Source organism: Epilithonimonas lactis (assembly GCF_900110605.1).
GTDB lineage: Bacteria > Bacteroidota > Bacteroidia > Flavobacteriales > Weeksellaceae > Epilithonimonas > Epilithonimonas lactis.
Map to the genome: position 1 here is coordinate 139,793 of NZ_FOFI01000003.1, position 14,165 is coordinate 153,957.

14 protein-coding genes are annotated in these 14,165 nt (G+C 38.9%); 9 read left to right on the forward strand and 5 right to left on the reverse strand.

Annotation, left to right across the window (positions count from 1 at the left end):
* Positions 1-75 precede the first annotated feature (75 nt).
* Positions 76-1,722 carry an alkaline phosphatase PafA gene (gene pafA, locus BMW39_RS10285; protein WP_034975129.1) on the reverse strand — a complete coding sequence of 549 codons (1,647 nt, stop codon included), beginning with the start codon at positions 1,720-1,722 and terminating at the stop codon, positions 76-78.
* Positions 1,723-1,996: 274 nt separating this feature from the next.
* On the reverse strand, positions 1,997-4,135 hold the full coding sequence (locus BMW39_RS10295; protein ID WP_034975131.1) for a TonB-dependent receptor domain-containing protein: 2,139 nt from the start codon (positions 4,133-4,135) through the stop codon (positions 1,997-1,999).
* A gap of 127 nt (positions 4,136-4,262) precedes the next feature.
* Between BMW39_RS10295 and BMW39_RS10300 the strand changes: the two genes are divergently transcribed.
* Both BMW39_RS10300 and BMW39_RS10305 read left to right on the forward strand, forming a co-directional pair.
* Positions 4,263-4,826, forward strand: coding sequence for a DUF4256 domain-containing protein (locus BMW39_RS10300; RefSeq protein ID WP_034975132.1), 564 nt, complete (start codon positions 4,263-4,265; stop codon positions 4,824-4,826).
* 9 nt (positions 4,827-4,835) lie between these two features.
* Positions 4,836-5,213: a hypothetical protein gene (locus BMW39_RS10305; protein WP_034975133.1), complete on the forward strand. Its 378-nt coding sequence runs from the start codon at positions 4,836-4,838 to the stop codon at positions 5,211-5,213.
* A gap of 3 nt (positions 5,214-5,216) precedes the next feature.
* Here the strand turns inward: BMW39_RS10305 and BMW39_RS10310 are convergent, their stop codons facing one another.
* Entirely contained in the window at positions 5,217-5,591 is a 375-nt protein-coding gene (locus tag BMW39_RS10310; RefSeq protein ID WP_034976097.1) for a Fur family transcriptional regulator, read from the reverse strand.
* 111 nt (positions 5,592-5,702) lie between these two features.
* Here BMW39_RS10310 and BMW39_RS10315 point away from each other — a divergent pair, with 111 nt between their 5' ends.
* The 3 genes from BMW39_RS10315 (at position 5,703) to BMW39_RS10325 (ending at position 7,682) form a co-directional block, all read left to right on the forward strand.
* A complete protein-coding gene (locus BMW39_RS10315; protein WP_165569341.1) occupies positions 5,703-6,605 on the forward strand; it encodes an NAD(P)/FAD-dependent oxidoreductase in 903 nt (300 codons plus the stop codon).
* 47 nt (positions 6,606-6,652) lie between these two features.
* Positions 6,653-7,228 carry a Crp/Fnr family transcriptional regulator gene (locus BMW39_RS10320; RefSeq protein WP_034975135.1) on the forward strand — a complete coding sequence of 192 codons (576 nt, stop codon included), beginning with the start codon at positions 6,653-6,655 and terminating at the stop codon, positions 7,226-7,228.
* A 64-nt stretch (positions 7,229-7,292) separates the two neighbouring features.
* Positions 7,293-7,682 (forward strand): RidA family protein, encoded by a 390-nt coding sequence (locus BMW39_RS10325; protein WP_034975136.1) that lies wholly within the window; start codon positions 7,293-7,295, stop codon positions 7,680-7,682.
* A gap of 55 nt (positions 7,683-7,737) precedes the next feature.
* On the opposite strand, the gene BMW39_RS10330 is transcribed toward BMW39_RS10325, so the two are convergent.
* Complete coding sequence (locus BMW39_RS10330) at positions 7,738-8,664, reverse strand: malate dehydrogenase (RefSeq protein ID WP_034975137.1); 927 nt, start codon at positions 8,662-8,664, stop codon at positions 7,738-7,740.
* 259 nt (positions 8,665-8,923) lie between these two features.
* On the opposite strand from BMW39_RS10330, the gene pfkA reads away from it, so the two are divergent.
* From pfkA to recA, 4 genes are all read left to right on the forward strand, one after another.
* Positions 8,924-9,910: a 6-phosphofructokinase gene (gene pfkA / locus BMW39_RS10335; RefSeq protein ID WP_034975139.1), complete on the forward strand. Its 987-nt coding sequence runs from the start codon at positions 8,924-8,926 to the stop codon at positions 9,908-9,910.
* 57 nt (positions 9,911-9,967) lie between these two features.
* Positions 9,968-10,972: a type I glyceraldehyde-3-phosphate dehydrogenase gene (gene gap / locus BMW39_RS10340; protein WP_034964956.1), complete on the forward strand. Its 1,005-nt coding sequence runs from the start codon at positions 9,968-9,970 to the stop codon at positions 10,970-10,972.
* Between the two features lie 116 nt (positions 10,973-11,088).
* The gene (locus BMW39_RS10345) at positions 11,089-12,285 is read left to right on the forward strand and encodes an oxygenase MpaB family protein (RefSeq protein WP_034975141.1); all 1,197 of its coding nucleotides are present in this window, start codon (positions 11,089-11,091) and stop codon (positions 12,283-12,285) included.
* Between the two features lie 90 nt (positions 12,286-12,375).
* On the forward strand, positions 12,376-13,377 hold the full coding sequence (recA, locus tag BMW39_RS10350) for a recombinase RecA (RefSeq protein ID WP_034964953.1): 1,002 nt from the start codon (positions 12,376-12,378) through the stop codon (positions 13,375-13,377).
* Positions 13,378-13,429: 52 nt separating this feature from the next.
* Here recA and BMW39_RS10355 read toward each other — a convergent pair whose 3' ends face one another.
* Entirely contained in the window at positions 13,430-14,107 is a 678-nt protein-coding gene (locus BMW39_RS10355) for a porin family protein (protein WP_034975143.1), read from the reverse strand.
* Positions 14,108-14,165: the final 58 nt, after the last annotated feature.

Sequence of the window (14,165 nt, forward strand, 5' to 3'; positions counted from 1 at the left end):
TATTGGGTTTTATATTTTATTTAAAAATTAAAGTTGTAAATTATAATCTAAATTATAATCATTAACTTCTATTTTCTATCTTCCAATCACTTCAGTAATAGGATTTCCGATATTTCCACTTGGGAATTCGATGTGAAGTAATGCGGAAACGGTTGGTGCGATATCGGTCATATTATAATCCTTGTTGCTTTCGCCGTGCTTGATTCCCCAACCCATAAAAATCAATGGAATGTGAGAATCGTAGGAATTCCAAACGCTGTGCGTCGTTCCTTTTTTAGCGTAGGTTGGTAGCATTCCGTCGTGGGAAACGATTTGGATATCGCCACTTCTTTGCCAGTTGTAACCATTGATGGCTCTGGTTTTTATAGGCTCTGGAATCGCAGATGAACCGATTTTTTTCAAATCAACGGCGTACAAAACTCTTGGGTCTTTGTTCAGACTGTTGATGATGGTGGTCTTGATATCATCTTCGTCCAGTTTTTTTTCCTTAATCAAACTTTGATTTAAATAGATTTGATAATTATCAATTCCCAAAATCACTTTAGAATTCGCATATTTCTTTTCTAATTCTGCACCGAGATTTTTTTCCATTCCGTCGTCATAGAAACCGCCGAGAATTTTGTTAGTTCTCAAGAAACCTTCTGCATTGGCGCCGCCGTGGTCAGCAGAAAGGAAAACCAGATAATTGTCCTTCCCTACTTTCTCATCCAACATTTTGAAAAACGCGGCCAAATCCTTGTCCAATCTGATGTAAGTATCTTCAACCTCGATGGAATTTGGCCCATAAGAATGTCCTACATAATCCGTCGAAGCTAAGTTAATTGCAAGGAAATCCGTTTCAGTTCCTTTTCCTAAAGTATAATTATCCAAAGCTGCCTCAGCAAACTTCAGAGTCAAAGTATTTCCGAAAGGCGTGGTTCTGATGACACCTTTCTTTGTCGCGTAATCCGTCAATAGATTTTTGTACGGAAAAACCGGGTCTTTCGCTGTTCCGACCGGATATTCCCATTCTACATTATCGGCTGTGCTTTCTGTATATTCACCAATTGGCAAAGTTGTTTCCCAACCGTTTGCCAATAGTTTTTCAGGAACTTTTTGACCATTAAAATCATTGACCCATTTTGGCAATTCGTTCATATAATATGAACTCGTGATAAAGTTGCCTGAAGAATCATCAAACCAAAAAGCGCCTGTCGGATTGTGTCCAGCCGGCAAAATAGAAGCTCTATCTTTCAAAGAAACGCCAACGACTTTTGATTTGAAGTTGCTTGCGATTCTCAATTGGTCTGTAACCGTAGTTGACCAAAGATTTTTGGGAGAGTGACTTCCGATTTTTTTGCTGTCCGACCCAACTGGATTCACACTGTCATCTGCTGTACAATAGACATTTTTTCCGGTTTCTTTATCCGTCCAATCGTTTCCTGCAATCCCGTGAATCGATGGAACCGACCCTGTGTAAATAGAAGTGTGACCAATCGCCGTCACCGTAGGAATGTACGGAATATGAACATTGTTGAGAGAATAGCCTTCGCCCAAAAGTCTTTGAAATCCACCTTTCCCGAATTTCTTTTCGAAGCGGTAAAGATAATCCCAACGCATCTGGTCAACGACCAATCCTACAACTAGTTTTGGTCTTTCTCCTGAATTGATTTTTGTTTTCTGAGCATTTACATTTCCGAATGTAGCCACCGCCAACACGAAAATCTGAATTTTTCTGAACATTTAATTTTACTTTTTATTGAGCCCAAATTTACGGCTTTCAAAAGTTTTGGGATGTGAAATTTTATTAAAGTTTCGTGATATTGTGAAAATTAAACACAAAGCGCGCAAAGCTTTTTTTGAACTTATTAAAAATATTTTTAAGGTTCGCAAAGACATTTCACTGAGCAAAGACTTGGATTTTATTCTAAACAAAAAGAACGAGCAATTGCCCGTTCTCATTAATCATAAATATTTTAAAAGCTAACAGCCAAAAGCCACTGCCAAAAGCTATCTGCTATTTGCTTCCGCCAGAGTTTTTCTCAACATCGGTTTTGGTATTTTCTTTTACTTTTTGGTTTCCGAAACGTTTTACGAATGTGAGCGAGAAACCGTACCAATCCCATTTGTTGCGGTTTTGGAATGTTCCGATTTGGCTGTAAGTCGTCATATCCATAGATGGTCTTTTGAAGATGTTCATCAACTGCAAACTGGTTTCAATCTGAGAGACCGGGAAAATCTTGGTGACAGAAATGTTGTGGAAGAAGTTGTATTGATTGGCTACAGAGTTTCCATTATTTTGATTATCAACACTCATCCAAGCGCTGATGTTGATGTTTTTATTAAACAAATTGGTGTACGACAAATTGGTAGAACCTGAGAAGTAATTGATATAATTGCTTTCCGGGCTCAATCTGTTTCTACTGTTGAAATCGCTGTTGTCAATGTAATACCAGCCAATTCCAAAGTTCACGTTCAACTTGTTTTTGAATAGATTCTGATTGGTGTTTGCAAAAACGTAAAGTTTCTCCACTTTCCCTTTGAAGTTGTCTGGAAAACTGATTGTTCTGCCGTCTTCCTCCAAATAATTAGTCCAATAATCCTGGTCTGTGAACATATATCTCGCGGAGATGAAGTATTTTTTATGAATCCCAAACTTCAAAGCAATCCTGTCGCTTGGATTGGGTAGAAGTTCGGTGTTTCCACGGTAATAAAACCCATTGTTTGAAGGCATTTCGAACGTGTTAAACTCCGAATACCACGGTCGCCAGAGATTTCGATTGTACGTCAAACTCAAGTCATAATTTGGTGAGAACGCATATTTTATCAAGAGATTTGGCAAGAACGTTCCGTAGGAATCAGTTCTCGCATCAACGCCATTTTGGCGGATTTTGTATTTGATATATTCGTAGCGAAGTCCGATTCTGGTTTCCAATTTCTCGAAAAAAGTCCGGCTGTAATTGGCATAAAGCGAGTTGATGTTTTCCGTGTATTTAAAAATATTGCTGTCGACCTCCAAGCCATTATCAAAAAAATAACGATAGTTGTTCGGAATCACATTGTTGTTGAAATTCGCTTTTCCGCCGACTTCAAAACTTCCGCCTTTGCCGATTGGCATTGTGTAATCCACCTTGGCGAAGTAATTTCGGTTTTGAGAATAATTGTCGATAAATCTCTGCTCGGTGAGAGAATTGCTTTCATCAAATCTATCAAAATTGGTCGTGCCTTTTTCAGAATCGTAGTTGGTTCCAATGTTGACGTCCAGAATCCGATTTTTCTCCTTGTCATAATATTTATAGAACAAATTGGTTCCCAAAGTATTATTGATTGTGGCCGAATTCAGATTTTGAACAAATCCATTCTGAAAAACGTCGCCCAGATAATTGTTGACTGTTGAATTGGTCGTAGCACCTCGGTCACCACGGAAATATTCTAAGACGAGACCGACGTTATTTTTGTCATTCAACTCAAATTCCGACGTGGAGGAAAACGATGGACTTTTCCCCGTGTAAGCACTTTCCGCATCAATCAGTTGCAAAGAATTGTCTTTGTAATAAGTGTTTCGGCTGGAGTTTGAGTTGATAAAAACATTGTCGCTGTAACTTCCTGTAAAGGTCTGCGTGAAGTTCTTTTTATGATAATTAAGGTTCAAACTTCCGTACTGGTTGTTCTTTGTATTCTGAGTATTTGTTAGGGAAATACTACCTTTCAAACCTTCATCATCACGCTTTTTCAAGACGATGTTGATGACGGAACCAGTGGCCTCATAACGCGAAGACGGACTGGTGATGACCTCGATTTTCATCAAGTTGTCAGCAGGAATTGTTTTAAGATATTCCTTAAGTTCCTTACCTGTGAAAACCGATTTTCTATCATTAATGTAAACCGTCACCGATTCGCCTTCCGCTTTCACATTATCATTGTTATCGATGCTCACCAAGGGCGTCATTCTCACGATGTCCCAAGTCGTATTTCCTGCAAGAATAGAGCTGTTTGCGACGTTGAAGACCGTTCTGTCGGCTTTGTTCTCGACAGTCGGTTTTCTGGCGACCAAAGTCACGGCTTCTATTTCTTTGGATTTGATGGTATCATTTGTAGTTTGCGCTAAAAAAAGCGTAGCTGTGAGTAATCCCAGAGAGGAAAACAATATTCTCATTTCATAGTTTTCTTATTAGACAACTATCGGAGCTGGAATGTTACATCGGAATTTCAATTTTTCTTAATATCGATATTTATTTTGATTAAATTTGAAGCAACGTTTTGAAAACTAAACCATTGAAAAAATGAGCATCAAAAATAAATTATCACCAGACGAACAATCAGAATTGATTGATATTCTAAAAACCCGTTTCGAAAAAAATCCAGCGCGCCACGAGAATATCAAATGGGAAAACGTTCAGAAAAAATTGGAATCAAATCCGGAAAAACTTTGGTCACTCAGTGAAATGGAACGAACCGAAGGCGAGCCAGATGTTGTTGATTATGATAAAAAGTCAGATGAATATCTCTTCTTCGATTGTTCCACAGAAAGTCCAAAAGGCAGACGAAGCCTTTGCTACGACCGAAAAGCATTAGATTCCCGAAAGGAAAACAAACCGGCAAATAACGCCATAGATTTGGCCAATGAAATCGGCGTCGAGATTTTGGATGAAGTACAATATCGCCATTTGCAATCTTTAGGAAACTTTGATTTGAAAACGTCGAGCTGGGTGAAAACGCCGGAAGATATTCGGAATTTAGGCGGTGCAGTTTTCTGTGACAAGCGATACAACACGGTTTTCCTTTATCACAACGGCGCGGAATCGTATTATTCGGCGAGAGGTTTTCGTGGTTTTGTGAAGGTTTGATTTTGATTGATGAAAAAGCCCATCGAATTTAATTATTCAGATTTTGATTTCGTGAAAAATATTGCGTTGACTTTTCCCGACACCGAGGAAAGTGTTTCTCACGAGGGAACGCCTTCTGTGAAAGTCCGTGGAAAGTTGATGTGCAGACTTCACGACAATGGAGAATTTATCCCAATCAGAATTGGTTTTGACTCACGGGATTATTATTTGGAAACTTATCCAGAGATTTTTCATTTGCCTGAGCATTTCAAAAATTATCCCTACATCTGTTTGTGGAAAGACTGTCACGACAGGAAATTGGTGATTGAAGTCCTGGAAATCGCGTGGCGTTCTTTAGCAACGAAAAAACAGATTAAGGATTTCGAAACTGGAAATTCTTTAGATTAATTATTACGCGCAATCCTTACAAACACCCGTTAACACACAATTCACACTTTCCACTTCGTAATCTGCTGGCAAAGAAAACTGAACCGGAACCGGCAGACATTCTATCGTTTGACAAACTGTGCATCGGAAATGAAAATGATGGTTAGCTAATTTTTTAGCGTCACATTTGATGCAAACGGCGAAGTATTGTTTCCCATCTTCCGCTACAATTCTGTGGAGAATTCCGTCTTCGCAAAATCGATTTAAGACTCTGTAAATCGTGGCTCTGTCCATTTCCAGATTGATTTTCCCCTCGATGGCGTCTTGGCTCATCGCCTTTCCTGTGGTCGTCAACAGATTCAAGACGGCTTCTTTTGCGGGTGTATTTCTTCTTTTCATTTTTATTAATGCGATTCTGTTGCAATAATAAAAATTAATCTTAACTTTGGCAAGAAATAATTGGCTTTTGGCAGTTAGCATTTAATTAAGGATATAAATAGAAAAATTAAAATGGAAAATCAATGCGATGTTATCATAATCGGAGGCAGTTACGCCGGACTGTCGTCGGCAATGTCATTGGGAAGGTCATTAAGAAAAGTTTTGGTCATCGACAGTGGAAAACCTTGCAATGCACAGACGCCACATTCCCATAACTTCCTGACGCAAGACGGAAAAACGCCGAAGGAAATTTCGACCATCGGGAGAGAACAAGTTGGGAAATATAAGACGGTCGAGTTTTACGAAGGTTTGGCGACAGCAGGCATCAAAACAGAAAATGGATTTGAAATCACAACTGAAAACGGCGAGAAATTCTCATCCAAAAAACTGATTTTCGCAACTGGAATTGTGGATGAAGTTCCAAACATCAAAGGTTTTGCTGAGTGTTGGGGAATTTCATTAATCCATTGTCCTTATTGTCACGGCTATGAATTTCAGAATAAAAAAACGGGAATCATTGCGAATGGCGACCGCGGTTTTCATATTGCATCTTTAGTAAATAATTTGACTAAAGATTTGACGATTTTCACAAGAGGAAAAGCCGACTTCACCGATGAGCAACTTGAAAAATTAAATAAAAATAATATTCAAATCATTGAAACCGAAATTGAGGAATTAAAATATCAAGATGGAATGGTAGAAAGCCTGATTTTATCCGATGGCAAAGTTTTGAGCTTCGAAGCGGTTTATGGTGCGTTTCCATTCACACAACATTCCATCATTGCCGAATCTTTTGGTTGCGAGATGACAGAAATGGGTCACATCAAAATCGACCAATTTCAGAAGACTAATGTTGCAGGATTATTGGCTTGTGGTGACAATTCCAGCCCGATGCGTTCGGTTGCCAATGCGGTTTACACAGGCAATCTTGCTGGCGCGATGGTGAACGCGGAGTTGACCGCAGAATCATTTTAGACCATTAAAATTGAATCTTTATATTCGCAAATCAAAACCTTAATGGAATGAACATCCTGCGAAATCACATCGAAAAAATAATCACCCTCACAGACGAGGAATTTGAGTTGATTGATTCCTGCTTTCATTCTAAAAAGTACAGAAAAAAGGATTTAGTCATCAAAGAAACTGATTTTGTAAGCCAAGTCTATTTCATTGTTTCTGGCTTAATGAAATTGTACATCATAGACCGCGATGCCAAGCAACATATCATCTCCTTTTCTATGGAAGACTGGTGGGAAACGGATTATATGGCATTTTACACCGAGAGCAAAGCCACGCAGTTTTTGCAATGTTTGGAAGATACGGAAGTGCTTTGTCTGTCATTTTCAGATTATCAAAAACTTAATGAGGCGATTCCAAAACTTGAACATTTTTTCCTCAAAAAAGCAATTGGAGGACATATTGCCAATCAGAAAAGAATTTTGTCTTTGCTCACTTTGACGGCAAAAGAAAAATATGAACAGCTCCTACATTCCTATCCAAGCCTGTTGCAGAGAATTCCAAAGACGGTTTTAGCAAATTATCTCGGCGTGTCTCGTGAGACCTTGAGTCGGTTTTTTGTGGAATCGAAAAAGATGTGATGTACATCACACAAGATATTTCGGGCATCGGCGGAACTTTGCTCCATCATTAAAATTATTTAAAATGGAAAAAAGAATCATCAATCCCTGGAAATGGCAAGACGCAAGAAACTATGCACAGGCGGTAGAAGTCAAAAATGTACATAGCACGCTTTACGTTTCGGGCCAGACTGCCATAGATGAAGATGGAATATCAAGTAATGCTGATATGCAAACGCAACTTATCAAAACCTTGGAGAATCTTGAAAAGGTTATCCACGAAGCTGATTTTGAATTGAAAAACATCGTTCGTCTCAATGTTTATACCACTGAGCATTCTGAATTGTTTGAAAACTTTGATGTTCTCCAAAACTGGATTTCCACGAATGGAATTCAACAGGCGACAACTGTGATGGAAGTCAAAACATTATTCGAAACTTTGAAGGTGGAATTGGAAGCCACCGTTGTAAAATAAAAAAAAAACCGTCCTAAGTAATCAGGACGGTTTTTTTTATATCAAAATCTAAAGCTTAGAACTTCAAATCTCCGTTCACATCTCTTACAGCTTTTGCAGCCTCCGTAAACTTCGCTTTTTCGTCTTCTGTCAATGTAATGTCTACAATCTTCTCAACACCATCTTTTCCGATGATTGCCGGAACACCAAGACAGATGTCGCTTTCGCCATATTCGCCGTCAAGCATCAATGAACAAGGAATCATTTTCTTTTGGTCGCAAAGGATGGACTGAACCATTACAGAAACCGCCGCGCCTGGTGCGTACCAAGCAGAAGTTCCTAATAACTTGGTCAATGTTGCTCCACCAACTTTGGTTTCTTCGATTACGTTGGCTTTTTGCTCATCATTTAAAAATTCTGAGACTGGAACACCATTTCTAGTCGCTTTGCTGAAAAGTGGTAACATTCCCGTGTCAGAATGCGCCGCGATCACCATTCCATCCACGTCTGAAATTGGAGATTCCAAGGCTTCTGCCAATCTGTATTTGAATCTGGCAGAGTCCAAAGCACCACCCATTCCGATGATTCTCTCTTTTGGAAGACCAGATGTTTTGTGCACCAAATAGGCCATTGTATCCATAGGATTGGAAACCACAATGATGATCACATCTGGCGAATGCTTTACCAAGTTTTGAGTCACCTCTTTCACGATTCCAGCGTTGATGCCGATCAATTCTTCTCTCGTCATTCCAGGTTTTCTTGGGATTCCGGAAGTGATCACAGCTACTTTGGAACCTGCAGTTTTGGAATAATCTCCAGTTGTTCCGGTAATTTTGGTATCAAAACCGTTAAGAGAAGCCGTCTGCAGAAGGTCCATTGCTTTTCCTTCTGCGAAACCTTCTTTGATGTCCACCAAAACAACTTCTGCTGCAAAATCTTTCATTGCAATGTATTCTGCACAACTGGCTCCTACTGCGCCTGCGCCAACTACGGTAACTTTCATAATGTATTTATTTGTTTGTTTTTTGATATTATGAATCGGTAGATCTCACAATATTATTATCTGATTACTTTAAAATTTCATTTTGTATTGTTCGTAAATATAATAAAACTTGGAAAGCCTGAGAAAAAATTAATTCTAATATTTGTCATATTTCGTATCAATAACTGATTAACCTATGATATAATTTACAGCATAATATTAAAGTCGTTCTTTAATGTGATTCCTATTTCGTAAATTTGCTTTGAAAAAAATTGAAAATATGTCAGAAAACAACATAAAATCTATTGCGGTTTTGACTTCCGGCGGCGATGCTCCTGGGATGAATGCTGCACTTAGAGCTGTTGTAAGAACAGCAAATCACTACAAGATAGACTGTTATGGTATCCGAGAAGGTTACAATGGTCTTATTGCAGGTGATATTATAAAGATGGGACCACGTTCTGTCAAAAATATTATCAATCAAGGTGGAACGATCCTGAAGTCTGCCAGATCAAAGGAATTTATGACGCCGGAAGGTAGAAAAAAAGCTTACGATCAATGTGTCAAATTAGGTGTTGACGCGATAGTTTGTATCGGTGGAGACGGAAGTTTTACAGGTGCAAAGGTTTTCAATGAGGAACACGGCATCAAAGTAATTGGTGTTCCAGGAACCATTGACAATGATATCTTCGGCACAGACAAAACCATTGGGTATGACACTGCGCTTAATACAGCGATGGATTCTATCGACAAGATCCGTGATACGGCAACTTCCCACAACAGAGTTTTCTTTGTGGAAGTGATGGGACGTGATGCAGGTTTTATTGCGCTTAACAGTGGAATCGCAACTGGCGCGCTTGATATCCTGATTCCAGAAAGAAAAGACAGCTTGGAAGATCTCTTCAACACGTTCAGAACTGCTGAAAAAGTAGGAAAATCATCCAGCATTGTAGTGGTAGCGGAAGGTGAAGAACTTGGAAACATCTACGATCTTGCGAAAGCGACCAAAGGAGAATTCCCAAACTACGACATCCGTGTAACCATTTTGGGCCACATCCAAAGAGGTGGATCACCGAGCTGTGCAGACAGAGTACTTGCGAGCCACTTGGGTTATGGTGCCGTGATCGGTCTAATGGAAGGACAGAACAAAGTAATGGTCGGAATGCAGTCGAACAAGATCGTCTACACACCAATAGAAGAAGCCATCAAAAAACATAACGAAATAGACAAGGACCTACTGAAAATAGCTGAGATTTTGGCGATGTAATTCCTTATTTTTTCGTAAATTTATAGTAACAAAAAAAACCTTAATATTTTAAATAATATGTCAACAATTAAAGTAGGAATCAACGGATTCGGGAGAATCGGACGTTTGGTATTCAGAGCAATGACTGAAAGAGAAAACATCGAAGTTGTAGGGATCAATGACCTTATCGATGCAGAATACATGGCTTACATGCTAAAGTACGATTCAGTTCACGGAACGTTCAAAGGAGAAGTATCAGTTCAAGGTAACAACCTTGTGGTAAACGGAAAAACAATCCGTGTAACTGCTGAGAAAGACCCTAACAACCTAAAATGGAATGAAGTAGGTGCAGAATACATCGTAGAATCTACAGGATTATTCTTGTCTAAAGAAACTGCACAAGCTCATATCAATGCTGGCGCTAAGAAAGTGATCCTTTCTGCACCACCGAAAGATGATACGCCAATGTTCGTAATGGGTGTAAACCACAAAGAATTGACAAGCGACATCGCTATCTTCTCAAACGCATCTTGTACGACTAACTGTCTTGCACCTCTTGCAAAAGTGATCCACGATAACTTCGGGATCGCAGAAGGTCTTATGACAACTGTACACGCTACAACTGCAACTCAGAAAACTGTAGATGGACCATCTGCAAAAGACTGGAGAGGTGGTAGATCAGCATTGAACAACATCATCCCTTCTTCTACAGGTGCTGCAAAAGCGGTAGGAAAAGTGATCCCTTCTCTTAACGGGAAATTGACTGGAATGTCTTTCAGAGTTCCAACTGCTGACGTTTCTGTAGTGGATCTTACTGTAAAGTTGGACAAACCGACTTCTTACGAAGAAATCTGTGCTGCTATCAAAACTGCATCTGAAGGTGACCTAAAAGGTATCCTTGGATATACAGAAGATGCTGTGGTTTCTCAGGATTTCGTAAGCGATTCTAGAACTTCTATCTTCGATAAAGAGGCTGGAATTATGTTGAACCCAACCTTCGTGAAATTGGTATCTTGGTACGACAACGAATGGGGCTATTCTAACAAATTGGCAGATATGCTTGTACATTCAGCTTCTTTGTAATCTGAATCATTCAATAAAACTGAAACCTTTCAATTCATTTTGGAAGGTTTTTTTATTTTAATCAATGATAAAACTCACCGTCCAATTTTGGAGCAATAATTGTAACTTTATCCTAGATGGACAAATCAATTCTACAACCTCGATTCAGAGATTCAGCACATTTCAAAAACTTTTGGGAAACCGGAAACGGCAAACAACTCATCGAATTTTCCGGCGCAGAAGTCAGCTTCAAAGATTTTGATAAATTTTCTAAATATTATTATGATGTTGATGAAATTGGAGATGAAATCGTTAAAGACATTTACTTCACACAACCATTTCCTGAAGCTTCAAAACAAATTGAAAATTATATCCGAAATGGCGTTTCTGAAAACGATGATGTTCCAGAAAGTGTCAAATCACTTTTTGGACAAACACAGTCAGTTCCAGATTGGGTAGATTTTGAATTGATAAAAAGTGGCGCCGAACTCTGTATGCGTTGCAATGTGGATTCTTTGATTTCACTGAGAGATTATTGCTTAATTGGTGGATATGATTACGCTTATCTCAACAAACCATTGATTGTTACTGAGGCATTGAAAAAAGGTGCCGTCAAACGCCTATCCGAGACATTGGATTTTTGGGTTAATGTTACCCGACCCGATTCACTTCTCACCCACCAAAAAGGTTATGAGTTTGCTATCAAAACAAGGCTCATCCATTCCTACGCAAGAATTTCCATCAAGAAACATTATAAAAATTGGGATACGAAAAACTGGGGAGAACCCATCAATTCCTGGGATATGATGGCAACTTACATTGGCTTCAGTCTGGTTTTTTTATACAGTTTGAAAAAATTGGGAAACAACTTTTCTGAGCAAGAGGAAAAAGGTCTTTTCCACCTTTGGAAATATGTCGGCTATTTGTTAGGAATTCCAGAGGAACTTCTACCCGATGACAAAAAGCAAGCGACAGAATATTTCTATCTATGGACTTCTGTGCAACCTTCAGCGGACAAAGATTCCGTTTTATTAGCACATTCTTTATTAAATGAATCTTTGGAAAATCCAATCCTTAAATTTGATTTTCAAAGACGAAACCTACGCTATCTGCACATCTGTTGCACTTGGTTTTTGTTAGACGATGAAGTTTGCGAAAGATTGGAAATTCCGAAAGTGAAGAACAAAAACCTATTTCCTGTTTCAAAAAAGATTTTCAACAAAATCTATGAAAAAACAATCAGCCGAAAAGCACGAATTAAGAAGGGAAACAAAGACCAAATGAAAGTTCTGACAGATTATTTGAACATCACAAAAAATTCGAATTTTCATTAATTTTCAATTGATAAATTAAAACCGCAAACTAAAATAATATTGGATTTTGATTTTAAAATTCCGTATTTTTGAGAATAATTTTTTGACATAATGAGTACAAACGACGATAAGAAAAAAGCACTACAACTGGTGCTGGAAAAACTAGATAAAACCTACGGAAAAGGAACCGTAATGACTTTGGGCGAGGATTCTGTGGACCACACGATAGAAGTAATTCCATCAGGTTCATTGGGAATTGACCTGGCTTTAGGTGTTGGTGGCTATCCGAGAGGAAGAGTGATTGAGATCTACGGACCAGAATCTTCCGGTAAAACAACATTGACCTTGCACGCCATCGCAGAAGCTCAAAAAACTGGTGGAATCGCTGCTTTCATAGATGCAGAGCACGCATTCGACAGAAGCTACGCTGCAAAATTGGGTGTGGATCTGGAAAACCTGATCATCTCTCAACCAGACAATGGTGAGCAAGCGTTGGAAATTGCAGACAACTTGATTCGTTCAGGTGCAATTGACATTGTGGTGATCGATTCCGTTGCCGCTTTGACGCCGAAAGCAGAGATTGAAGGTGAAATGGGAGATTCGAAAATGGGTCTTCACGCAAGATTGATGTCTCAGGCTTTGAGAAAATTGACAGGTTCGATCTCAAGAACAAAATGTACTGTGATCTTCATCAACCAGCTTCGTGAAAAGATCGGTGTAATGTTCGGAAATCCAGAAACGACAACTGGTGGAAACGCATTGAAATTCTACGCTTCTGTGAGAATTGACATCAGAAAAGCAAGTGCACCGATCAAGAATGGTGACGAAGCCGTTGGAAGCCGTGTAAAAGTGAAGGTTGTGAAAAACAAAGTAGCACCACCTTTCAAAATGGCTGAATTTGACATTATGTACGGTGAAGGAATTTCTAAATCTGGAGAGATCTTGGATACTGCGGTAGATCTTGCTGTAGTTAAGAAAAGTGGATCTTGGTTCAGCTACGAAGACACCAAATTGGGTCAAGGCCGTGATGCTGTGAAAGACGTATTAAAAGATAATCCTGAACTTTCTGAGGAGATCGAAGGTAAAATCAGAGAGATCATCAAAAATAAATAACATCAACGTTATTCAAGACAAAAGGCTGTGAAATTTCACAGCCTTTTGTTTTTTATTTGAAGAAATAAGTTAATCCCAAACTTATCACTTGTTCTGATTTTTTCTTTTGCGCATCAGGATCCATAGTCCACGCCTCTACGAGATTTGGATATGTATTTGATAAACCAATATCATATTTGAAGGCGATCTCTAATTGTCGTTTATAGCTGTAACCTATACCAGCACCAATTCCAAAATTGAAAGAATTCGCCTTCCCATTGATATCTGGATATTCAGGATTGATGACATTCGGATCATAATATTCTCTACCTACAGGAACATTTTTGACTTTTTGACTGAGCAAGAAATTAAATCGAGGTCCTATCAATCCATAGAACTCAGATTCAGCTTCCGAGAAGTAAGCTTTGAAGTTGAAAGGTACACTCAAATAGTTATTTGCATATACGCCATTGTACGAAGGACTTCCTTTGGCATCTTTTGCCTTTCCAGTTTCACCTGCACCAAAATATAAAGCCTCCGCTTGAATGTAAAACTGCTCGCCTGTTCCCATTGGTACCTGAGCTGTAACACCACCTAAGACAGAAAATCTTGGTCCTGACGGATTGTGCGCGTTTCTAACTCTGGAATAGGTTCCTCCGGCAACAATACCAAATTCAGTAGACCTGAGATCGATCTGAGCTTGTGATAATAAAGAAGAGAAAACTAGCGATGCAAAAAGGATCTTTTTCATGTGTGTGTTTTAAATATTTTCTGGCTCAAAATTAAACAAAAAAAATGAGAAGCTCAGA